Below are 22,577 nucleotides of genomic sequence, written 5' to 3'. Positions count from 1 at the left end.
CTCCCGAAACTAAGGCTCAGCCCTTGGACATATCCTGGGCGATGGCCAGCCTGAGCAACTCGGCGAGCTCGCGTGCAGCGCGATTTTCGGCGTCACGCTGCGCCCGCAGCGTGGCGAATTCCTGCCGCGGCCGGTCGAACGACGCCGAGACGTTGCGCTTGCCCGAGGCGATGCGCTTGCCGGTCTTGATGTCGGTGATCACATAAATGCCGGTCAACGTCATCGTGCCGGTGGTGGGCTCGTCGTCCTTGTTGGTCACCGCGGCGAGCAGCGCCGATTCGCTCAATGCGGTCACCGCCAGATCCATCGTGTAAGGTGCCGCCGCCTGCTGACCGGCACCACCGTTGAACATGAAGATCAGATGGTTTCGGACTTCCTGGCCATAGCGGGTATTGACCGGCTTGATGTTGATCGAGGCCAGTTGCGTCGCCGTACCTGCCTCGACGCCTGCCTGGGCCGGACCGTCCGAATAAAGCGGACGCACGGTGCAGGCAGATGCCAGTGCAAGCGTGGCCAGCAGGGCCAGACGCGCAGCAACGCGCAACGAACGGGGAGAATTCCGCGCCTCAGGCAACGACATTGACGATCCTCTGCGGCACAACAATCACCTTGCGCGGCGACTTCCCATCCAGCGCCTTCTGCACTGCTTCCAGTGCCAGCGCCGCTCTTTCGACGGTCAATTGATCTGCGTCGCGGGCGATTGTCAAATCAGCTCTTTTCTTGCCGTTGATCTGCACCGGATAGGTGATTTCGTTGTCGACGACGAGTGCTGCATCGAACTTTGGCCAGGGACGATCGGCAACGAGTCCATCTCCCTGGAGTGCTGCCCAGCACTCCTCGGCCAGATGCGGCATCATCGGCGCGATCATCACGATCAGGATGTCGACGGCCTCGCGCAGCGCCGATACCATCTCTGCCGATGCCTTGCCGGCGGCCGCGTCGGCCAGCGGCCCCTGCAGCGTGTTGGTCAGCTCGTAGATGCGTGCGACCGCCTTGTTGAAGGCGAGCTTGCCAATGTCTTCGCCGACCGATTTCAACGCCTTGTGTGCTGCCTTGGAGACAACAGCAGCATCGCCCCCGCCGGCTGCCTTGGCTTCCGCCTTGGCCAGCACGTCGGCCGATTCGGACACCAGGCGCCAGACGCGCTGTACGAAACGATGCGCACCCTCGACGCCGGCCTCGGTCCACACGACGTCGCGTTCCGGCGGAGAATCGCTGAGCACGAACCAGCGTGCGGTGTCGGCGCCGTAGCTGGCGATGATGTCGTCGGGGTCGACGACGTTCTTCTTCGACTTCGACATCTTCTCGATCGAACCGATCTCGACCGGCTCGCCGGTCGCAATCAGCGTCGCCCGCCGCTTGCCGTCGGTCTCCTCGATCTTGACGTCGCTCGGCGAAACCCACTCGCCATTCGGGCCGCTGCCGAGACGGTAGGTCTCGTGCACGACCATGCCTTGCGTGAACAGGCCCTTGAAGGGTTCGGACAGGTCGAGGTGGCCGGCCTTGCTCATCGCCCGGGTGAAGAAGCGCGAATAGAGCAAGTGCAGGATCGCATGCTCGATGCCGCCGATATACTGATCGACCGGCAGCCACTCATTGGCGGCCTTCGGATCGGTCGGTTCGTTTTCCCAAGGTGCGGTGAAGCGCGCGAAATACCACGACGAATCGACAAACGTGTCCATCGTGTCGGTCTCGCGGCGTGCCGCCTTGCCGCATTGCGGGCAGTTGACGTGGCGCCAGGTCGGGTGACGGTCGAGCGGATTACCCGGACGGTCGAACTCGACGTCGTCAGGCAGCCTGACCGGCAGGTCGGCCTTCGGCACCGGCACGACACCGCAATCCTCGCAGTGGATCATCGGGATCGGGCAGCCCCAGTAGCGCTGGCGCGAAATGCCCCAGTCGCGCAGGCGGAACTGCACCTTGCGCTCGCCCATCGGGCGATTGCCGATCGAGATCTGCTCGAGACGGGTGGCAACGTCGTTGAACGCCGCCTCCGGCTTCATGGCGTCAAGGAAGCGCGAATTGATCATCACGCCATCGTCGGTATAGGCCTCCTCGGTGATCTGGAAGGTCGCGGCATCGCCGCCCTCCGGCATCACGACAGGAACCACCGGCAGGCCATACTTGTTGGCGAAATCGAGGTCGCGCTGGTCGCCCGACGGGCAGCCGAAGATGGCGCCCGTACCGTAGTCCATCAGCACGAAGTTGGCGACATAGACCGGCAGCGTCCAGCTCGGGTCGAACGGATGGACGACGCGGATGCCGGTGTCCATGCCCTTCTTCTCGGCCGTTTCCAGCGCTGCAACCGACGTACCCATGCGACGCACGTCTTCCATGAAGGCGGCGAGCTCAGGCTTGCTCTCGGCGGCCTTCTTGGCCAGCGGATGGTCGGCCGAGATCGCCATGAAGGAGGCGCCGAAGATCGTGTCCGGACGCGTCGTGTAGACTTCCAGTTCGTTCTCACCCGCAGGTGCGGTACCAGCGGCCAACGGCCAACGGATCAGCAGCCCCTCCGAACGGCCGATCCAGTTGCGCTGCATCAGCTTGACCTTCTCGGGCCACTCATCGAGGCCATCGAGCGCGTCCGACAGGTCCTGTGCAAAATCGGTGATCTTGAAGAACCACTGCGTCAGTTCACGCTGTTCGACCAGCGCGCCGGAACGCCAGCCGCGTCCGTCGATGACCTGCTCGTTGGCGAGCACGGTCATGTCCTCCGGATCCCAGTTGACCTTGGACGACTTGCGGGTGACCAGTCCCTTCTCGACGAAGTCGATGAACAGCATCTGCTGGCGGTGGTAATAGTCGACGTCGCAGGTGGCGAACTCACGGCTCCAGTCGAGCGACAGGCCCATCGACTTCAGCTGCGTGCGCATCGTCGCGATGTTCTGGTAGGTCCAGTCCTTGGGATGGACCTTGTTCTTCATCGCAGCGTTTTCCGCTGGCATGCCGAAGGCATCCCAACCCATCGGATGGAGCACATTGTAGCCCATGGCGCGGCGGAAGCGCGCGACGACGTCGCCCATCGCGTAGTTACGGACGTGGCCGACATGGATGCGCCCCGACGGATAGGGGAACATTTCCAGCACGTAGTATTTCGGCCGGGGATCGTCGTTGTCGGTCTCGAAGAGCTTTGCCTCGCCCCAGGCCTTCTGCCATTTGGGTTCGGACGCGCGCGGATTGTATCGTTCGGTTGCCATCGGATGTTTTTCACTTAAAAGCGTGCATGGACCGGGGCGAAAACCCGCGGTTCAGGAAATCGTTGCCGGGTGTTCATCATGGATTCCCGGACCCGTCAACTCCGGCAGACCGGAGGCGGGCAAAAAGCAGCAGGGCCAGCGGCATGGAAAAGTCGGTCGAACAGCTCACTCTGGTGAAGCATAAGATAGGTGCGGCCGAGCGCGAGGCCAACAGGCCAGAGGGCTCGACAGTGCTGGTGGCGGTCTCCAAGACCTTCGATGCCGAGCACATCCGCCCCGTCATCGAGGCCGGCCAGCGCGTCTTCGGCGAAAACCGCGTCCAGGAAGCGCAAGGAAAGTGGCCGCAGCTGAAGGCGGAGATTTCCGACATCGAGCTTCATCTGATCGGCCCGCTGCAATCCAACAAGGCCAAGGAGGCGGTCGCCCTGTTCGACGTCATCGAGACTGTCGACCGCGAGAAGATTGCCGCCGAGCTCGCCCGGGAAATCGAGCGCCAGGGTCGGTCGCCGAAACTCTACGTCCAGGTCAACACCGGCTCCGAACCGCAAAAGGCCGGCATCGAGCCACGCGAAGCGGTCGCCTTCGTCAAGCGCTGCCGTGAGGTCCACAACCTCGCCATCGAAGGCCTGATGTGCATCCCGCCGGCCGACAAAAACCCCGGCCCGCATTTTGCCCTGCTGGAAAAACTGGCGCGCGAAGCCGGTGTCGCGAAGCTTTCGATGGGCATGTCGGGCGACTACGAACTTGCGATTGCATTCGGCGCCACCAGCGTGCGGGTCGGCTCGGCGATCTTCGGCACCCGCTGAGATGTCAGAAGCCACGAACACAAAAGGCCGGGATCTGCATCCCGGCCTTTTCGTTTCTGCCTAGCCCGGAAATTACTCCGCAGCGACGATCTTGCCGCCTTCCCACTTGAACAGCGAGAAGCTTGGCGAGGTCAGGTCGCCGGTTTCGCCATAAGTCAGATTGCCGATGGCGGTGGAGATCGGCTCGCCAGACTTGAGCGCAGCGGCAACAGCTGCAGCGTCGTCGGCCTTGCCGGCCTTTTCGATGCCTGCCTTCAGCACCTCGACGGCAGCATAGGCGTTGAGCGTGAACGCCTCGGCGGGAATGCCCTTGTCGGCCAGAACCTTGACCGCCTCGGCCGAGGCCGGGTTCTTCAGTGCGTCGGTCGCATTGGTGAACAGCGTGCCAGCAGCGGCTTCGTTGCCGATCGCCCAGAACTCGGTGTTCGACAGGCCTTCGCCGCCGATGATGACGGCGTTGACGCCACCGTCCTTCAACTGCCGCGCCAGAAGGCCGCCCTCGGGGTGGTAGCCGCCGAAGTAGATGACTTCGGCATTGTCGGCCTTGAGGCGGGTGATCAGTGCCGACAGGTCCTTTTCGCCCGGGTTAAGCGAGTTCTGCTGCACTTCGGTCAGGCCGCCGGCATTGATCGCCTTCTTGAAGGCTTCGGCCAGGCCCTTGCCGTAGGTGCCCTTGTCGTCGATCACGGCGACGCGCTTGTCCTTCATGTTCTTGAGCACGTAGGCAGCGGCAACTTCCGCCTGCTGGTCGTCACGACCGCAGGTGCGCAGCACGTTGGTCAGGCCGCGTGCGGTCAGGTCCGGCGCTGTTGCCGTCGGCGTCACCATCAGGATGCCATTTTCGGCAAAGACGTCCGAAGCCGGGATCGCAACGCCCGAAGTCACCGGGCCAACGACATATTTCACGCCTTCGCCAACCAGCAGGTTGGCAGCGGAGACGCCCTGCTTTGGATCGCCGGCATCGTCGGCGAGCTTCAGCACGATCTTCTCGCCGAGGATGCCACCCTTTTCATTGATGACATCGACGGCAGCCTGGGCGCCGTTCTTGACCTGGTCGCCATAGGCGGCGACCGGACCGGTCAGCGGAGCAACGAGGCCGATGGTGATGTCGGCATGCGCGGCGGAGCCTAAGGCCATCAGCGCGGCGAGCGAGACGCCCGCAAGGATCTTCATGTTCATCGTAGTTCTCCCTTTTACCCGCCGGCAGCGAAGGCGCAGCGGAAGCTCTGGTGGCGGGAATACCCGCCCGGCGAGCCGGCCGCAATCGGCCCAGCGTCTCGAATGCCGCAATTGATTTGTGCCAGCGCGGTGTGCCGGGCGGCAGGCGCGCACGAAAACGCACGGCTTCGAACAGGGAGCCAGCCCTGTCGAAGCCGGGTTCAGTGCAGCACGAACTCGCCGTCGACCTTGCGCCACTCATTGGGCGCGATCAGCTTGCGATGGGTGTAGTGCACCGAATGCAGCGGCCCATCGAGCTTGGCACGCCAGAACTCGATGAAGCCGAACAGGATGGGGAATTTCGGCGCCAGATCGTAGTCCTGCCAGATGAATGTCTGCAGCACATGTGGGTGGTCGGGCAGGTGATAGAGGATTTCGGCCGTGGTCAGGCCGTAGCCCCTGAGCATCAGTTCCAGTTCAGAAGCGTCGCGCATGCTGGCCTTCCGTTTCGAACAGCTCCTCCACGGCCAAAGTCTGCGCCGCGATGGTTAACCGTCTGCTAAAACAACGGAACGCGCATATGATAGTTCCAAGAAATCAGCACTTTAGCACTCGACCTCGGCCATTGCTGATAGCTATATAGCGGCGGCGATTTGCCGCTACGGAAAGACCGCGGCCAAATCCAAGGTCTAATATTGTGAGGCGGCGCGAATTGCTAATAATGCGCGCCAACGCGGCTCCAACGCCGCCGTCCGCCGGCCGCAAGGAGCCGTCGGATCGTTTCCGGGAGGAAGGGAGAGAAATGTCCGAAGTCCGTGTCCACCGCGTCCAGCCGGCGTGGAAGAAGAATGCGCTGATCGACAACGACACCTACCTGAAATGGTATGGCGAGAGCATCAAGAACCCCGACAAGTTCTGGGGCAAGCACGGCAAGCGCATCGACTGGTTCAAGCCCTACACCAAGGTCAAGAACACCTCCTTCGACGGTAAGGTGTCGATCAAGTGGTTCGAGGACGGGCTGACCAACGTCTCCTACAACTGCATCGACCGCCACCTGAAGAAGCGCGGCAACCAGACCGCCATCATCTGGGAAGGCGACAACCCTTACGACGACAAGAAGATCACCTACAACGAGCTCTACGAGCACGTTTGCCGCCTCGCCAACGTCATGAAGAAGCACGGCGTCAAGAAGGGCGACCGCGTCACCATTTACATGCCGATGATCCCGGAAGCGGCCTATGCGATGCTCGCCTGCACCCGCATCGGCGCCATCCATTCCATCGTCTTCGGCGGCTTCTCGCCCGACGCGCTGGCCGGCCGCATCGTCGACTGCGAATCGACCTTCGTCATCACATCAGATGAAGGTCTGCGTGGCGGCAAGGCGATCCCGCTCAAGGAAAACACCGACAAGGCGATCGACATCGCCGCCAAGCATCATGTCATGGTCAAGGACGTGCTGGTGGTGCGCCGCACGGGCGGCAAGGTCGGCTGGGCGCCCGGCCGCGACCACTGGTACCACGACGAGGTCCGCTCGGTGAAAGCCGAATGCAAGCCCGAGAAGATGAAGGCCGAGGATCCGCTGTTCATCCTCTACACCTCGGGTTCGACCGGCAAGCCCAAGGGCGTGCTGCACACCACAGGCGGCTATCTCGTCTACGCCTCGATGACCCACCAATATGTCTTCGACTACCATGACGGCGACATCTACTGGTGCACGGCCGATGTCGGCTGGGTCACCGGCCACAGCTACATCGTCTATGGCCCGCTCGCCAACGGCGCCACCACGCTGATGTTCGAGGGTGTGCCCAATTACCCCAGCGCCTCGCGCTTCTGGGACGTCGTCGACAAGCACAAGGTCAACATCTTCTACACCGCCCCCACTGCCATTCGCGCTTTGATGGGCGCCGGCGACGAGCATGTGAAGAAGACGTCGCGCAAGAGCCTGCGCGTTCTGGGTTCGGTCGGCGAGCCGATCAATCCGGAAGCCTGGGAGTGGTATTACAACGTCGTCGGCGACAAGAAGGTGCCGATCGTCGACACCTGGTGGCAGACCGAGACCGGCGGCATCCTGATCACGCCGCTGCCGGGTGCCACCGACCTCAAGCCGGGCTCGGCGACGCGGCCCTTCTTCGGCGTCAAGCCGGAGCTCGTCGACAACGAAGGCAACGTGCTTGAGGGTGCCGCCGACGGCAATCTCTGCATCACCGATTCCTGGCCGGGCCAGATGCGCACCGTGTATGGCGACCACGAGCGCTTCATCCAGACCTATTTCGCCACCTACAAGGGCAAGTATTTCACCGGTGACGGCTGCCGCCGCGACGCCGACGGCTACTACTGGATCACCGGCCGCGTCGACGACGTCATCAACGTCTCGGGTCACCGCATGGGCACCGCAGAGGTCGAGTCGGCGCTGGTCAGCCACGACAAGGTTTCGGAAGCCGCCGTCGTCGGTTACCCGCACGACATCAAGGGCCAGGGCATCTATAGCTACGTCACGCTGATGTCGGGCATCGAAGCGACCGAGGACCTGCGCAAGGAGCTCGTCGCCCATGTCCGCAAGGAGATCGGCGCCATCGCTTCGCCCGACAAGATCCAGTTTGCGCCGGGCCTGCCCAAGACCCGCTCGGGCAAGATCATGCGCCGCATCCTGCGCAAGATCGCCGAGGACGATTTCGGCGCGCTCGGCGACACCTCGACGCTGGCCGATCCGGCCGTCGTCGACGACCTCGTCGCCAATCGCCAGAACAAGCGAGCCTAAGGCCGCGATCCCCTCGCGTCACACGATGCGAGGGGATTTCCCTCCGGCTCAGCAGCCGATCTGCTGGCGCAACTCATCGACAAGCTCTTTCGTCGGGCAGACATTCTCGCAAGGAATGCCGTCATTGTCGGCGTCTGCCCGCCTGTAGCCGCCACACCAGAGCGCCACGGCTTCCGCACAGGAACTGACCTGCTTGCAGGTTCGGGCCTTGGCCAATGTGACAGGCAATCCCTGCTCCACGGCGCGTTCTGCCCGCGACGTCGCGCCAGCGCTTCCCAATGTGATTATCCCGATTCCCAGGATCGAGCCGATCCGCATGCACGTCTGACGCAATTCCATTTCCCCAAGCCTCGGCTTTTTGCGGCCGAAACCCGCCCCGCCTCAAACCCCACCGCTCCGCCGGGCAGCTCGGACGGGCCAGGTTCCAGCCGCGTGGTCCAACCCGCTGCCCAAGCACCGCTATTGACATTCCGGGCAATTAGGAAAAATATTTTCCTATAGAATAATTTTTTTCGCATGCGAGGCAGGAGTCTTTGATGGCACGGGAAGTTGAGTGGGCGCGCATGACCGCGCCGGACCTGCGCGAGATCGCGGCCCGCGGCAACGCCTTGGCCATCCTGCCGGTCGGGTCGCTCGAGCAGCACGGCCCGCATCTGCCCGTCATCACCGACACGGCGAGCGCCGAGGCCGCCGCCCGGCGCGGCGCGCGCCTGGTCGCCGATGATGTGCCGCTGGCAGTGCTTCCCGGCCTCTGGCTCGGCATGAGCGAGCACCATCTGCCATTCGGCGGCACGATCAGCCTCGACTACACTGCCTATTTCCACGTGCTGAAGTCGGTCGTGCGTTCGCTGAAGGCAATCGGCTTTACCCGCCTGCTCATCGTCAACGGCCATGGCGGCAACATCGACCCGCTGGCGATGTCGACACGCGAGCTTGCCGTCGAGTTCGCCATGCCGATCGTCTACACGACGCCCTGGATGCTGGCACCCGCGGAAACCGCGGCGCTGTTTGAAACCGACAACGGCCCCAAGCACGCCTGCGAGGGCGAGGCGTCGGTGATGCTGGCGATCTCGCCCGACACCGTCAAAAAGGACAAGTTCGAAGAGGCCTTCACGGCTGAGGCCGGCAAGAACGAGGCGCCGCATGGTGCCCACCGCTTCTATTCCTTTTCCGAGCGCGCGCCCAACACCGGCACATGGGGCGTACCGGCCAAGGGCACCGCGGAGAAGGGCGAGCGCTTCCTTGAGCTGCAGGCCCGCGAACTCGCCAAGCTGATCGTCGACCCGGTGCTGTGGACGCAGCCAGACGCCGTATGGCGCCCGGGCCGCGGGCTCGACACCCGCGCCGGACGCGCCGACTGACGCCGTTGCACCCAAACGCCCGCAACCAAGAAAACCTGAAGGGGAAAACCCGATGAATTCCTTGAAACGCAGCTCAATCCGGGCTGCCCTTTGTCTTTCAGTCGCCGCCGCGGCACTCGGCCTGCTCGGTGCCGAGGCATCGGCCAAGACGCTTGTTTACTGTTCCGAGGCGGCACCGGAAGGTTTCGATCCGGCGCTCTACTCGACCAACAGCACCTGGGATGCGTCGTCGAAACCGATCTACGGACGTCTGGTCGAATTCGAGAACGGCACGACGAACCTGCTGCCTGGCCTGGCCGAGAGCTGGACCGTTTCCGACGACATGCTGACCTACACGTTCAAACTGCGCCCCGGCGTGAAGTTCCAGACCACCGACTACTTCACGCCGACACGCGACATGAATGCCGAAGACGTCGTGTTCTCGTTCGACCGCCAGCGCCTCACCGACAATCCCTGGCATCAGTATGTCACCGGCGCGAATTACGAGATGTATGCCGGCATGGACATGCAGGCGACGGTCAAGGACATCTCCAAGGTTGACGATCTCACCGTCAAGCTGGTGCTGAGCCAGCCGAACGCCTCCATTCTCTCCAACCTGGCGATGGATCTGGGTTCGATCCTGTCCAAGGAATATGCCGACAAGCTCGCCGCGGCCGGAACGCCGGAAAAGCTCAACTCCGAGCCGGTCGGCACAGGGCCGTTCCAGTTCGTCGGCTACCAGCAGGATGCCGTGGTGCGCTTCAAGGCAAACCCGACCTACTGGGGCGCCAAGCCGAAGCTGGATGAGCTGGTGTTCGCCATCACCGCCGATGCATCGACGCGGATGCAGCGCCTGCAGGCTGGCGAATGCCATGTCGCGGCCTACCCGGCGCCCGCCGATGTTCCCGGCCTCAAGGCCGACCCCAACCTTGTGGTGATGGAAAAGCCTGGCCTCAACGTTGCTTATCTCGCCTACAACACCTTGACCCCGCCTTTCGACAGGATCGAGGTGCGCAAGGCGCTGAACATGGCGATCGACAAGAAGGCCATCCTCCAGGCGGTGTTCCAGGATCTCGGCGAAGTCGCCAAGAACCCGATCCCGCCGGCGATGTGGGGCTACAACGATGCGGTCGTCGACGATCCCTACGATCCGGTCGCAGCCAAGAAAATGCTCGACGACGCAGGCGTCAAGGACCTGAAGATGAAGGTCTGGGCGATGCCGGTCAGCCGGCCCTACATGCCCAACGCCCGTCGCGTCGCCGAGCTGATCCAGTCCGACTTCCAGAAGGTCGGCGTCGGTGTCGAGGTCGTGTCCTACGAATGGGCCGAATACCTCAAGCGTGCCCGCGACAAGCAGCGTGATGGCGCCATCATCCTCGGCGGCACCAGCGACAATGGCGATCCGGACAATCTGCTGTCCTACTTCTTCTCCTGCGCCGGCGTCGGCGGCGCCAACATGGCCAACTGGTGCCACCAGCCCTTCGAGGAGCTGCTCCAGAAGGCACGCACGACTGTCGACCAGGCCGAACGGGCGAAGCTCTACGAGCAGGCCCAGCTGATCTTCAAGGAACAGGCACCCTGGGCGACGCTCGACCATTCGACCGTCTCGTTGCCGATGTCGAAGAAGGTCAGCGGCTATGTGATGGACCCGCTCGGCTCGCACCGCTTCGAGACTGTCGACATCGCCGAGTAGGCAGAGCCTGCATCAGCACGACACGCCCTTCGCGCCACCGCGCGAGGGGCGTCTGTCTCGCCTCCAACAGCCCTCGAAAAACGGCCTTGACTTAGAGTGCACTCGAACACCTAGCATCGCGAGCGTCGTAACGAGACAGGTTGTTCATGAAGATCGGCGAACTGGCAAAACGCTCGGGCCTGACCGCCTACACGATCCGCTATTACGAGCAGATCGGCCTTTTGCCTGTGCCCGACAAGGATGCATCGGGCCAGCGTGACTACGACGCGTCGATCCTCTCCTGGATCGAATTTCTCGGCCGGCTCAAGGCCACCGGCATGCCGATCCGCGAAATGCTGCGATATGCCGCTTTGCGTCAGCAAGGGCCGGCAACCGACGCCGAGCGCCGCGCCTTGCTTGAGGCGCATCGCCGCAAGGTGCGAGCCCATGTCGCCGACCTCCAGGCCAACCTCCTCGTTCTCGACGCCAAGATCGGCGGCTACGCCGACGCAGCAAAAAGGATCGAGACCGAAAATGAACAACTCTCCAGACAGCCGCTTCGAGCGCGGCGCACGCGCGCTCGCTGAAATCGACGGCGAAGGCGGCCAGAAGGTCGTCGACTCGCTCGCCGACATCGCGCCCGATTTCGCCCGCTACATCATCGAGTTTCCGTTCGGCGACATCTATTCGCGTCCCGGCCTCGACCTCAGGTCGCGCGAGATCGCAACGATTGCGGCTCTGACGGCGCTCGGCAATGCCGCGCCGCAGCTCAAGGTTCATATCCAGGCGGGCCTCAATGTCGGACTTAGCCGCGACGAGATCGTCGAGACGATCATGCAGATGGCGGTCTATGCCGGCTTCCCGGCAGCGCTCAACGGCCTGTTTGCTGCCAGGGAAGTGTTTCAGCAAGAGCACAGCCTGGGAGCATAATCGCGTACCAAGGGTCTAGTGCCATGGTCGCACTTGCCAAAACGCTGGAAAGACCCCACCTTGCTGTTGTGTTCAACGAACTGAAAGGAGGTGATCCGATGTCGAGTGATTTCGTTTTCCTAAACGTGGCCTCAGCGGATTGCCCTTTCGGGAAGCAGTCTTCCCGTTAAGGCGCGAGAAGCGCGGCTGGTGACCTCAAGGTCATAAGCCAGAGACCGCGCCATGGACGGAAACACGGAAAGGCCGCACCTTCGCAAGAAGGGCGGCCTTTTTCTTGGAACTTACATCGTCAGATAGAGTAGTTCGGTGGCGTCGATGATTGCCTTGTATGCCTCGTCGAGCTCGGTGCCTGTCGATGCCTCGTAGTAGTGCTTGATATGCGACTTGTCTGGCGACGAGCAATTCTTGAGCACCGCCTTGGCCTGGTCTCTTTCGGTCTTTGACATACCTGGATCGTTCAAGTCGAAGCCGATAGTGAAAATCTCGATGCCGTTTTCCTTCATTGATGTGCACAGGCTTTCGGCATAGCGCCTGGAAGCGGCCCCGTCGGAGGTGTTCCTGACACCCGCAAAGGCCTTGTTGAACTGTCCGTCGGTCATAAGGATAGCCACTTTCGTGACCTTGGCAGTATCCATGTCCGCCGGACCGTCGCCCATCTTGGCGTCCTTTATCGCGGCGCGCCACTTGTCGGACAGCATGTAGTAGGCCCACTGAACGCCGATAGCTCCAGCTGTCACGCCATTCGCCGAAAACTTTTCAATTGCCTTGTTGAGCTTGTCAGCATCCGCGGTAAGCGGCACCACACTGGCAGCAGGGCAGCTTGAGACCCGATCGTCCAGGTTGACCTTCGCAGAATAAATCCGTCCATCGGGCCCGACGCGTTTCGTGGCCGGTCCGTCGTCAGTGAAGTCCGCTTCAAGGGCCGGAGTCTTGCGGTCGCTCGCGCAATTGTCCGACTGCTTGCCTGTGTTGATAGATATTTCCCTGGGCGTTGCATCATCAGGCGGAGGCAGGTCGCGTGCCCCCGCTTTTTCAACGAAGACCGTCTTTTCAGCAAGCGCACCTACGTTCACAGACTCTGCATACGGCACCAGCGCCACGCGTGTGCGCGGATTCTCAAGCAGCTTTTCGACGGCATTCTCCGCCGCCGACTTAAGATCCCTGATCTTCTGGCCTTTCATCGACCCGGTGACGTCGAGCATCATCGCCACTTCGATGTCTTTGTCGGAGTAAAGCGACGCCGTCGTCGCCGAAATGCGTCGCTTGTTGGCACTACCGAAAAGTGGGAAAAACACTTTGACGTCGATATAGGCGGTCGCCTGGACCGTACCCGCCAGACGATCGACGAGCGTCTTGCCCACCACCACCTTCTCACCAGGGGCGAGCAGCCTGTCAGTATTGGCTTCGACAAACGCGGCGACTGTCTTGTCCGCGTCCTCAAGCTTGATCCGGCCGGTCGTCAGATCCCGCGCTGTCGACGTCACCGCGGCGTCGACTGCCTGTGACAGTCCCGATTTGACATTGTGAAGCTGGGCCACGTTAACGCCGTAGCCGGCAGCCATGGCGAGAATTGAAATGGTGATGCCGCCCAGAATGGCGAAGTTGCCGCTGCCGTCGCCGGCAAAACGCCTTGCTGCCCGTGCCAGTGCCTGAAATTTCCGCATGTCCTGCCCCGCCGCCTCTGTGCCTCTGGCAAGGGCAAAGCAGGAAACTGGCCGCGGCGGCCCATTTGGGCGGGCCAAACGGCATCACCGCATCAAGTCATTGATTTTCATTAAGATCACCTATCCACATGGTGAATGTGAGGTTAACCCGCTTGCAAGCCGGCGAGCTTGTTTACCGCTCATTCACCATGGTGACGGCAGCACCGCGGGCGCCGCTTCACTTCGGTACACCGAGCCTGTGCCAGATCGGGTCACCTACACCAGCTGTCCCGCCTGCCGCCGCCATAAGCGCGCACCAGCCTGTCTTCAAGCATCGCCTTGGGACCACCTCACCGTCCCGGTGCTGACGTCGGCAAGCACGCGGCCGTAGTATTTGGCGCCACCGATATTGGAAAGACTTATCGGACCCTCAGCGACGAGCCGGGCAAGGGCTGCGCGTGCCGCGCGGTTCGTTCACCCACGCACCGGCTTTTCATCTCCGGTGCGTCGATCCCGCAAATGCGGATGTTGACCCGCAACGTCTGCCCGGGCCAGATCTCTGCCTCGGCCAGGAACCTATCGCCGTCGATCACCTCGACGACATGCGCGCTGAGCGACCCGGCGAAATTGTCCTGTCGCTTGGCCTCGGCGGGAATGCGAGGCCGACACAAATCAGAACCGCCGCAACCTTGAACAGATCAGAATCCATCCAAGGTAATTGTTCCTATTGCGTTGCGTGAACAAGACGTCGCGGAGGAGACCTCGCGAAACTACATCCTCGGCTCGCCGCTGACCGGATCGATCTTGATTTCCACCTTGGCCTTGTCGGACGTGTAGTAGATCACGTCGTAGTAGCCTTCGCTCTCCCAATCGATCTCGGAGATGTAGCGGAACTGATCGCGCTGCTCGATCTTGGCGATGATCTCGGACAGCTTGAGTGAATTCTGCGGCGGCACCGCCGGTTCCTTGGTCTGGGCCTGCGCCGGTACGGCCCCCAGCAGCACAGCAAGTACGAGTCCCGGAATCATCTTGGTCATGGCAGCTCCTTGCGCGATCCCTGGGAGAACGAACGGCTCGCGATTTCGGTTCCATTGCGGCTGTGCAGGGAGCTTGCAGTCGACGGCTTCAGAAGTCGCTGGTCAGACCCTTGATCTCCCAGTCGCCATAGCGTCCGGGCTCCTTGCCGCCGCGGCCGCCGATCTCGCGCGGCAGCTTGGCTTCCTCGACCTTGTAGGCCTCGCGACGCGCCTCGGCTTCGGCCAGGGCACGCCTGGCTGCCGGCGAAAGTTGCTTTGGCGCAGGCGTTTCCACATCGGTCTGCGGTTTGGCGTCGTCCATGGGATTCCTCGGAAATGATTGAAACGCACCCTCGTCTCTCCCATCATATAGCGAAGCGCTGAGCCGGGATCGACCCTGGCGCGGGCGGAAAAGGACGGAGCGAACGATGAACATGATGCGGACGGCGATGCTTCTGGCGACCATGACGGCGCTGTTCATGGGCGTCGGCTACCTGATCGGCGGCTCCGGCGGCATGACGATCGCCTTCCTGATCGCGGCGGCCATGAACCTGTTCAGCTACTGGAACTCCGACAAGATGGTCCTGCGCATGAACCACGCCGTCGAGGTCGATGAGCGCAATGCGCCCGAATATTACGCCATCGTGCGCGGCCTCGCCGCCAATGCCGGCCTGCCGATGCCCAAGGTCTACCTGATCGACAGCCCGCAGCCCAACGCGTTTGCCACCGGCCGCAATCCTGAGAATGCCGCCGTCGCCGCCTCCACCGGCCTGTTGCAGCGGCTGAGCCATGAAGAAGTCGCAGCTGTCATGGCGCACGAACTCGCCCATATCGAAAACCGCGATACGCTGATCATGACTGTTACCGCGACCCTTGCCGGCGCGATCTCGATGCTCGGCAACTTCGCCTTCTTCTTCGGCGGCAACCGTGACAACAACAATCCGCTCGGCTTCGTCGGCGTGCTGGTGGCGATGATCGTGGCGCCTTTTGCCGCCATGCTGGTGCAGATGGCGATCAGCCGGACCCGCGAATATTCCGCCGACAGGCGCGGCGCCGAGATCTGCGGCAATCCGCTCTGGCTCGCTTCCGCCCTTGACAAGATCGCCCGCAACGTCGAACGCATCCACAACCCCGAAGCCGAGCGCAATCCTGCGATGGCTCCCCTCTTCATCATCAATCCTCTATCCGGCGAGCGCATGGACAATCTTTTCTCGACCCACCCCAATACAGAAAACCGCATCGCTGCCCTGCAGGCGATGGCGAATGAGGGTGTCGGTCGTCCAACCCAGCGCACGGCACCTCAGCAGACGGCGCAGCGTTCGACGCCTTCCAGCCAGCAGGGTCCATGGGGTGGTCGCCCTGCCGAGCAGGCGGCACCAGAGCAGCCACGTCCGTCCAGCCCATGGGGCCGCAACCCGACCGGGCCGAAAGGCCCGAGGTCGTGAGCGCCGGCCAGCGCGACCCCCAGCGCGACCCTAAGCGAAACCGCGCCCGCAGCGGTGACGGCAAGGGCAACCGGCCGTCCATCGTTCCCGACGCTCCGGGTATTGCCGCGCGCATGGCCGCGGCCCGCCTGCTGGCCGCGACGATCGACGCCAGGACCCCGCTCGACGGCCTGACCGATCACGAGCACGGCCACCCCCAGTTCCGCGCGCTCGACATGCGCGACCGTGGTCTGGTCCGCGCCATCCTGGCCACCGCACTTCGCCATCGCGTCACCATCTCCAAGCTGATCTCGCGCCGGCTTGAAAAGCCGCTGCCGGCCAACGCCACCGTGCTGACCCACATCCTGCACGTCGCGGCAGCGCAGATCCTGTTCCTCGACATTCCCGACAGCGCCGCCGTCGACCTTGCCGTCACCCACGCCAAGGCAGACCCGCGCACGGTTCGGTTCTCGGGCCTGGTCAATGGCGTGCTGCGCACTCTTGCCCGCGCCAAGGAAGCCGAGCTGGCCGACATGCTGGCAACGACCAACGATGCGCCCGACTGGTTCGTCGAGCGGCTGACTGCCGCCTATGGCGCGGATGAGGCCAAGAAGATCCTAGCCGCGCATCGCGTCGAGGCGCCTGTCGATTTCACCGCCAAGGCAGATCCGGCCAAATGGGCCGAGCAGCTGGGTGGCACCGTGCTGCCCACCGGGTCGATACGCATCGAGCGCCTTTCCGGTCCGGTCGCCGAACTGCCGGGCTTCACAGAAGGCGCCTGGTGGGTCCAGGACGCCGCCGCCGCCCTGCCAGCAAAGCTGTTTGGCGATGTCAGCGGCCAGCGTGTTGCTGATCTCTGCGCCGCCCCCGGCGGCAAGACGGCACAGCTCGTGCTCTCCGGCGCCAAGGTCACGGCGGTCGAAGCTTCGAAGAACCGCCTTGCCCGTCTTGCCGGCAATCTTGAGCGCCTTGGCCTCGATGCCGACAAGGTCAACGCCGATATCCTCGTTTACGAGCCTGCAGAGCTGTTCGATGCCGTCCTGCTCGATGCGCCATGCTCGTCAACCGGCACGGTCCGACGCCATCCCGACGTTCTGTGGACCAAGTCGCCTGCCGACATCACCAAGCTCGCCGGCGTCCAGCGCGCCCTGCTCGACCGTGCGGTCAAGTTGGTGAAGCCGGGTGGCAGGATCGTCTTTTCCAACTGCTCGCTCGACCCTGAAGAGGGCGAGGCCCTCGTCGCCGGCTTCCTGGCCGAACACAAGGGCAAGGTCGAACTCGACCCGATTCGCGCGGGCGAGGTCTCAGGCATCGACGATTTTGTCACCGCCACCGGCTTTTTGCGCACCACGCCCGCCGGCCTTGACCTCGGCAATCCCGCGATCTCCGGCCTCGATGGCTTCTTTGCAGCAAGGTTCCGCCGTATCGCCTGATCAACGCCCGCGTTTACGAAAAATTCACCCTCGCGCCCACCATTGAAACAACCTAATTTGTGTGACGACGTGGGGTTGCGTCAGGAGGGGTATTGTCGATCGCGGCGGACAACACGACGCGCCTTTGGGCACTCGTCGCCAAGGAGTTCTGGCGTAAGACGCGCCGGCGCTTGCGCGCCGGGCCGGCTTACAGCTGGCGCTACTCCGGGCGCACGCCCGAACGCGTGCTCATCGCGCCGCCCGACCTGCGCCTTGCAGACCCGCAGATCGCGCTTGAAATCTACTATGGCCGCTTTCCGCTTTCGGGCCATCTGGTCGAGACTGGCGGCCAGTCGCCTTTCCTGATCGACGTGCCAAATCGCGGCTGGCAGCGTAGCCTGCATGGCTTCCGCTGGCTGCGCCACATGCGCGCGGCCGGCACCGAGCTGGCGGCCGCCAACGCCCGCGCCCTGGTTTCCGACTGGATCGCTTTGCATGGCAACCGCATATCAGGAATAGCCTGGGAACCCGCAACCACCGCCAAGCGCGTCATCGCCTGGCTGCAGCACTCCTCGGTCGTTCTGCAGGGCGCCGAGTTTGCCTTCTACCGGTCGTTCCTGCGTTCGCTCGCAATGCAGATCCGTTATCTCCGGTCGATGTCGCCGGAGATGCCCGACGGCAAGGACCGGCTCCGCGCCCGCGTTGCGCTCGCCTTCGCCGCACTGTCGCTGCCGGCGCCTGTCTCGGCGCTGCGCTCGGCCACGCGCAACCTCGCCGAAGAGCTCGACCGCCAGATCCTGCCCGACGGCGGCCATATCTCGCGCAACCCGATGGCGGTTCTCGAAATCCTCGCCGACCTGCTGCCGCTGCGCCACACCTACGCCAACCAGGCCGAGCAGCCGCCATTGGCGCTGATCAACGCCGTCGAGCGCATGTTGCCGGCACTGCGCTTCTTCCGCCACCAGGACGGCAGCCTCGCCCGCTTCAACGGCATGGGCGCCACCATCCACGACCGCATCGTCGCGATCCTGCGCCATGACGATACCGCCGGCTCGCCGCCGCTGCACGCCACCCATTCCGGCTATGAGCGCCTCGCCATGGGCGGCACGACAGTAATTGCCGACACCGGCACGGCACCGCCGATCGACGTGGCGAACCAGGCCCATGCGGGCTGCTTGGCGTTCGAGATGTCGTCGGGCCGCCAGCACTATATCGTCAACGCCGGCATCGACACCTATGGCGCAGCCGACCTCAGGCCGCTGGCGCGCGCCACTGCCGCCCACTCGACCGTCACCATCAACGACACCTCGTCGGCAAGCTTCGCCCATTCGCAGCGCGTGAGCGGTGTGCTCGGCAGTCCGCTTTTCGCCGGACCGAAATCAGTACCGACCCAGCGCCTCGACAAGCCGGGCATCCATGGTTTTGTCGCCCGCCATGACGGCTATGCCCAGCGCTTCGGCCTCCATCACGAGCGCGAACTGAGCCTGTCGGCCGGCGGCAGCATCCTGTCGGGGTGCGACCGCATCCTTCGCGTCGGCAAGACGCTGATCAAGAATGATGGCCGCGACCTCGTCACCATCCGCTTCCACGTCCATCCCGACGTCCAGCTCTTTCGCGACCAGAAGGAGCGGCTGGTGTTGACCGGGCCGGATATCGACACTTGGGTCTTCACCTCGCCTGATGTTGCGTCCGAGGTCGAGGAATCGATATATTTCGCCGGTATCGGCGGTCCCCGCCGCTCCCGCCAGATCGTGCTGTCGTTCAAGGCCTCGGAAATCTCCGAGGTGCATTGGCAGTTCTCGCGCACGCGCATCATCAGTCGCCTCGACGGTTAGAGCAGTTCCACGAAGAATGCGCAGCGGCTTTCGTCCGGGATTGCGGAGGCACCCTGAGCGCCTGATCGGCATCACCTCGGGAAATAGGCCGCATGCGCGGCTGCGCGCCTTGATTTCCGGGCCTCATGTGCTAGGCCGCCCGCAAGCAAAGTTTCCGCTCCAACTTTGAAGGGCCCGCCACCCATGGCCGTCGTTTCCAAGAAAATCCCCGCACCCGACCTCGTGCCGATCCGGCGCGCTTTGCTGTCGGTCTCCGACAAGACCGGGCTGATCGAATTCGCCAAGTGCCTGACCAATGTCGGCGTCGAGCTGGTCTCCACCGGCGGCACCGCCAAGAGCATTTCGGCCGAAGGCATCGCCGTCCGCGACGTTTCCGAGCTCACCAAGTTCCCCGAGATCATGGACGGCCGCGTCAAGACACTGCATCCGTCGGTGCATGGCGCATTGCTCGGCGTCCGCGACGACCCCGAGCATGTCGCTGCCATGGCCGAGCACGGCATCGAGCCGATCGACCTCGTGGTGGTCAATCTTTACCCCTTCGAAGAGGTGCGCGAATCCGGTGCCCACTATGCCTCGATCGTCGAGAACATCGACATCGGCGGCCCGGCCATGGTTCGCGCCTCGGCCAAGAATCACGCTTATGTCGCCATCGTCACCGACCCGGCCGACTACAAGGACGTGCTCGACAGCATCGTCGCCAACAATGGCTGCCTGACCTACGAGTTCCGGAAGAAGCTGGCGGCCAAGGCCTTTGCCCGTACCGCCGCCTATGACGCGGCGATCTCCGGCTGGTTCGCCGAAGCGCTCGAGATCGAGACGCCCGACTGGCGCGCCTTTGGCGGCAAGCTGCAAAGCGTCATGCGCTATGGCGAGAACCCGCATCAGTCGGCCGGCTTCTACCTGACCGGCGACAAGCGTCCCGGCGTTGCCACCGCGACCCAGCTCCAGGGCAAGCAGCTGTCCTACAACAACATCAACGACACCGACGCGGCCTTCGAGCTGGCCGGCGAGTTCGATCCCGTCCGCACCGCCGCGGTCGCCATCATCAAGCACGCCAATCCGTGCGGTGTCGCCGAGGGCGCAACGCTCACCGAGGCCTATGCCCGGGCGCTCGCCTGTGACCCAGTCTCGGCCTTCGGCGGCATCGTCGCGCTCAACCGCATCCTCGATGCCGAGGCGGCCGAGGAGATCGTCAAGATCTTCACCGAAGTCATCATCGCGCCGGATGCTACGCCGGAGGCCCAGGCGATCGTCGCCGCCAAGAAGAACCTGCGCCTGCTGGTGACGGGCGGCCTGCCCGATCCGGACCGAGCCGGGCTTTCGGTCAAGTCGGTTGCCGGCGGCCTGCTCGTCCAATCGCGAGACAACGCCATCGTCGGTACCCTCGACCTCAATGTCGTAACCAAGCGCCAGCCGACCCAGCGCGAGATCGAGGACCTGAAATTCGCCTTCCGTGTCGCCAAGCACGTCAAGTCGAACGCCATCGTCTACGCAAAGGACCTTGCCACGGTGGGTATCGGCGCCGGCCAGATGAGCCGGGTCGATTCATCGCGCATCGCCGCCCGCAAGGCGCTCGATGCCGCGGAAGCCGCCGGCCTCGCCGAACCGCTGACCAAGGGCTCCGTGGTCGCCTCCGACGCCTTCTTCCCCTTCGCCGACGGTCTGCTGTCGGCTGTCGAGGCAGGCGCCACCGCCGTCATCCAGCCGGGCGGCTCGATGCGCGACGACGACGTCATCGCCGCGGCAGATGCCCATGGCATCGCCATGATCTTCACCGGCATCAGGCACTTCAGGCATTGAAGCAAATACCTTCTCCTGTTGCGGGAGAAGGCGGTGAGCGAAGCGAAGCCGGACGAGGGTTTCTGGACGGAGTGAGGTATTGCCAGACGAGCGACAAGCGCCGAGACCTTGAGACACACCGCGTCGTCCAGCCTCCCTATCAGTCGCCTTCGATGTGACAGCTTCTCCCACAAGGGGAGAAGGTAAGATCCGCTATTTCACCTCGTCAGCCGGATAGGGCGTGCGCAGCAGCACAGCCAGCCCGACAACGAAGAAGATGATGATCATCGCCATGCCGAGGCGTGGCGAGCCGCTCAGAGCGGTTACTGTCGCGACCACGAATGGCGCAACGAAGCTGGTCGCCCGGCCCGACAGCGCATATAGCCCGAAAAAGCGCCCTGCCTCATCGGCCGAGACACTGCGCGCCATGTAGGAGCGCGACGAAGCCTGCACCGGGCCGAAGGCAACGCCCACCAGCAGGCCGAAGGCAATATAGGCCTTCTCGGCCGGCGTACCGAACAGACCGTTGGTGTCGACACCAGGCATCTGCCACAGGCCGAACAGCGTGTAGCCCGGTCCAGTCGAGACGATGCCGATGGTGGCGATCGTCAGCAACACCAGCGAAAACACCACCACCAGCTTCGAACCGAAGCTGGTGTCGAGACGGCTGGCAACGAGGCAGCCAAAGATGGCGACGACATTGAGGATGATGCCGTAGATGCCGATCTCGGTGATCGTCCATCCGAACATCGCAGCCGCGAACGCACCGCCAAGACCGAGCAAGGCGTTGACGCCGTCCTGGTAAACCATGCGGGCAACGAGGAAACGGAAGATGCCGGTGCGCTGACGCACCTCGCCCATCGTCGACTTGAGCTCGGAGAGCCCGAGGCGCACGGCGGGCCGGATGGCAATGCCCTTGCCGCTGTCGGGCGTGAAGAAGAACATCGGCAGGATGAAGATGAGGTACCACAGTGCCGAAATCGGGCCTGTCGCGCGCGCATCCTCGCCTGCCACCGGGTCCAGCCCGAACAGCGGCGCCGCACCGATGATCGTCTTGCCGCTCTCGGGAGACGCCGCCAGGAAACCGACGACGAAGATCAGCACGATCATGCCGCCGAGATAACCAAGGCCCCAGGCGATGTTGGAGATTTTGCCGATCTCCTCCTTCGAAACAAGGCGCGGCATCATCGAATCGTTGAAGACGATCGAGAACTCGGCCGCCACCGAGGCGAGCGAAAACAGCAGGACGACCGGCACCAGCGGCGATCCGGGCTCGGCATACCAGAGCAGACATAGGCTGATGATCTTGATCGCGGCGAAGAAAGCGATCCATGGCTTGCGCGGCCCGGTCTGGTCGGCGATCGAGCCAAGCACCGGCGACAGGATGGCGATGACGAAGCCGGCAGCGGCAATGCCGTAACCCCAGGCTGCCTGGCCCATGGCCGGATCGGTCGCCATGCGCGAGACGAAATACGGGCCGAAGATAAAGGTGGTGACCACGGTGAAGAACGGCTGCGCCGCCCAGTCGAAAAACATCCATCCCCAGACGCCACGCCGAGGCGTGCGTTGGACCATCATCGTGTCAGCCATCATCCCTCCGCGCGCGC

Annotated in this window: 19 protein-coding genes; 10 read left to right on the top strand and 9 right to left on the bottom strand. The window is 63.4% G+C overall.

The genetic code is table 11. From position 1 onward, the window contains the following. Positions 1-16: 16 nt before the first annotated feature. Both lptE and leuS read right to left on the bottom strand, forming a co-directional pair. Positions 17-580: an LPS assembly lipoprotein LptE gene (gene lptE / locus DY201_RS05460; protein WP_115730333.1), complete on the bottom strand. Its 564-nt coding sequence runs from the start codon at positions 578-580 to the stop codon at positions 17-19. Next, positions 567-3,197 carry a leucine--tRNA ligase gene (gene leuS, locus DY201_RS05455; protein ID WP_115730332.1) on the bottom strand — a complete coding sequence of 877 codons (2,631 nt, stop codon included), beginning with the start codon at positions 3,195-3,197 and terminating at the stop codon, positions 567-569. Before leuS ends, lptE begins: the two co-directional genes overlap by 14 nt. 143 nt (positions 3,198-3,340) lie before the next feature. Here leuS and DY201_RS05450 point away from each other — a divergent pair, with 143 nt between their 5' ends. Continuing rightward, the gene (locus DY201_RS05450; protein ID WP_115730331.1) at positions 3,341-4,003 is read left to right on the top strand and encodes a YggS family pyridoxal phosphate-dependent enzyme; all 663 of its coding nucleotides are present in this window, start codon (positions 3,341-3,343) and stop codon (positions 4,001-4,003) included. A gap of 72 nt (positions 4,004-4,075) precedes the next feature. Here the strand turns inward: DY201_RS05450 and DY201_RS05445 are convergent, their stop codons facing one another. Together DY201_RS05445 and DY201_RS05440 are read right to left on the bottom strand one after the other, a co-directional pair. Continuing rightward, positions 4,076-5,176: a branched-chain amino acid ABC transporter substrate-binding protein gene (locus tag DY201_RS05445; protein ID WP_425358754.1), complete on the bottom strand. Its 1,101-nt coding sequence runs from the start codon at positions 5,174-5,176 to the stop codon at positions 4,076-4,078. 206 nt (positions 5,177-5,382) lie between these two features. Next, positions 5,383-5,655 carry an usg protein gene (locus DY201_RS05440; protein WP_115730329.1) on the bottom strand — a complete coding sequence of 91 codons (273 nt, stop codon included), beginning with the start codon at positions 5,653-5,655 and terminating at the stop codon, positions 5,383-5,385. A gap of 308 nt (positions 5,656-5,963) precedes the next feature. Between DY201_RS05440 and acs the strand changes: the two genes are divergently transcribed. Continuing rightward, positions 5,964-7,919 (top strand): acetate--CoA ligase, encoded by a 1,956-nt coding sequence (gene acs / locus DY201_RS05435; RefSeq protein ID WP_115733607.1) that lies wholly within the window; start codon positions 5,964-5,966, stop codon positions 7,917-7,919. 48 nt (positions 7,920-7,967) lie between these two features. On the opposite strand, the gene DY201_RS05430 is transcribed toward acs, so the two are convergent. Next, entirely contained in the window at positions 7,968-8,258 is a 291-nt protein-coding gene (locus DY201_RS05430) for an excalibur calcium-binding domain-containing protein (protein WP_245431902.1), read from the bottom strand. Between the two features lie 197 nt (positions 8,259-8,455). Here DY201_RS05430 and DY201_RS05425 point away from each other — a divergent pair, with 197 nt between their 5' ends. The 4 genes from DY201_RS05425 to DY201_RS05410 all read left to right on the top strand — a co-directional run bounded on the left by DY201_RS05425 (position 8,456) and on the right by DY201_RS05410 (position 11,861). After that, entirely contained in the window at positions 8,456-9,280 is an 825-nt protein-coding gene (locus DY201_RS05425; RefSeq protein WP_165915924.1) for a creatininase family protein, read from the top strand. A 52-nt stretch (positions 9,281-9,332) separates the two neighbouring features. After that, the gene (locus DY201_RS05420; RefSeq protein WP_115730327.1) at positions 9,333-10,952 is read left to right on the top strand and encodes an ABC transporter substrate-binding protein; all 1,620 of its coding nucleotides are present in this window, start codon (positions 9,333-9,335) and stop codon (positions 10,950-10,952) included. 146 nt (positions 10,953-11,098) lie between these two features. Further along, positions 11,099-11,518: a MerR family transcriptional regulator gene (locus tag DY201_RS05415; protein WP_115730326.1), complete on the top strand. Its 420-nt coding sequence runs from the start codon at positions 11,099-11,101 to the stop codon at positions 11,516-11,518. After that, entirely contained in the window at positions 11,466-11,861 is a 396-nt protein-coding gene (locus DY201_RS05410) for a carboxymuconolactone decarboxylase family protein (RefSeq protein WP_115730325.1), read from the top strand. Before DY201_RS05415 ends, DY201_RS05410 begins: the two co-directional genes overlap by 53 nt. 281 nt (positions 11,862-12,142) lie before the next feature. On the opposite strand, the gene DY201_RS05405 is transcribed toward DY201_RS05410, so the two are convergent. The 3 genes from DY201_RS05405 to DY201_RS05390 all read right to left on the bottom strand — a co-directional run bounded on the left by DY201_RS05405 (position 12,143) and on the right by DY201_RS05390 (position 14,842). Continuing rightward, positions 12,143-13,423 (bottom strand): vWA domain-containing protein, encoded by a 1,281-nt coding sequence (locus DY201_RS05405; RefSeq protein WP_245431901.1) that lies wholly within the window; start codon positions 13,421-13,423, stop codon positions 12,143-12,145. An 851-nt stretch (positions 13,424-14,274) separates the two neighbouring features. Further along, on the bottom strand, positions 14,275-14,541 hold the full coding sequence (locus tag DY201_RS05395; RefSeq protein ID WP_115730323.1) for a PepSY domain-containing protein: 267 nt from the start codon (positions 14,539-14,541) through the stop codon (positions 14,275-14,277). 88 nt (positions 14,542-14,629) lie between these two features. Next, on the bottom strand, positions 14,630-14,842 hold the full coding sequence (locus DY201_RS05390) for a DUF1674 domain-containing protein (RefSeq protein WP_115730322.1): 213 nt from the start codon (positions 14,840-14,842) through the stop codon (positions 14,630-14,632). 106 nt (positions 14,843-14,948) lie between these two features. Here DY201_RS05390 and htpX point away from each other — a divergent pair, with 106 nt between their 5' ends. The 4 genes from htpX (at position 14,949) to purH (ending at position 20,991) form a co-directional block, all read left to right on the top strand. After that, on the top strand, positions 14,949-15,965 hold the full coding sequence (htpX, locus tag DY201_RS05385; protein ID WP_115730321.1) for a zinc metalloprotease HtpX: 1,017 nt from the start codon (positions 14,949-14,951) through the stop codon (positions 15,963-15,965). 80 nt (positions 15,966-16,045) lie between these two features. Then, positions 16,046-17,377, top strand: coding sequence for an RsmB/NOP family class I SAM-dependent RNA methyltransferase (locus DY201_RS05380; protein WP_425358753.1), 1,332 nt, complete (start codon positions 16,046-16,048; stop codon positions 17,375-17,377). A gap of 92 nt (positions 17,378-17,469) precedes the next feature. Further along, positions 17,470-19,191: a heparinase II/III family protein gene (locus DY201_RS05375; RefSeq protein ID WP_115730319.1), complete on the top strand. Its 1,722-nt coding sequence runs from the start codon at positions 17,470-17,472 to the stop codon at positions 19,189-19,191. Positions 19,192-19,374: 183 nt separating this feature from the next. Beyond that, positions 19,375-20,991 carry a bifunctional phosphoribosylaminoimidazolecarboxamide formyltransferase/IMP cyclohydrolase gene (purH, locus tag DY201_RS05370; protein ID WP_115730318.1) on the top strand — a complete coding sequence of 539 codons (1,617 nt, stop codon included), beginning with the start codon at positions 19,375-19,377 and terminating at the stop codon, positions 20,989-20,991. Positions 20,992-21,183: 192 nt separating this feature from the next. On the opposite strand, the gene DY201_RS05365 is transcribed toward purH, so the two are convergent. Further along, on the bottom strand, positions 21,184-22,560 hold the full coding sequence (locus tag DY201_RS05365) for an MFS transporter (protein WP_425358715.1): 1,377 nt from the start codon (positions 22,558-22,560) through the stop codon (positions 21,184-21,186). Positions 22,561-22,577: the final 17 nt, after the last annotated feature.

Origin of the sequence: Aminobacter aminovorans, assembly GCF_900445235.1 — a bacterium.
Lineage (GTDB): Bacteria > Pseudomonadota > Alphaproteobacteria > Rhizobiales > Rhizobiaceae > Aminobacter > Aminobacter aminovorans.
The sequence above is the reverse complement of the archived record's forward strand: the minus strand, read 5'-3'. Positions and strand labels throughout refer to the sequence as shown.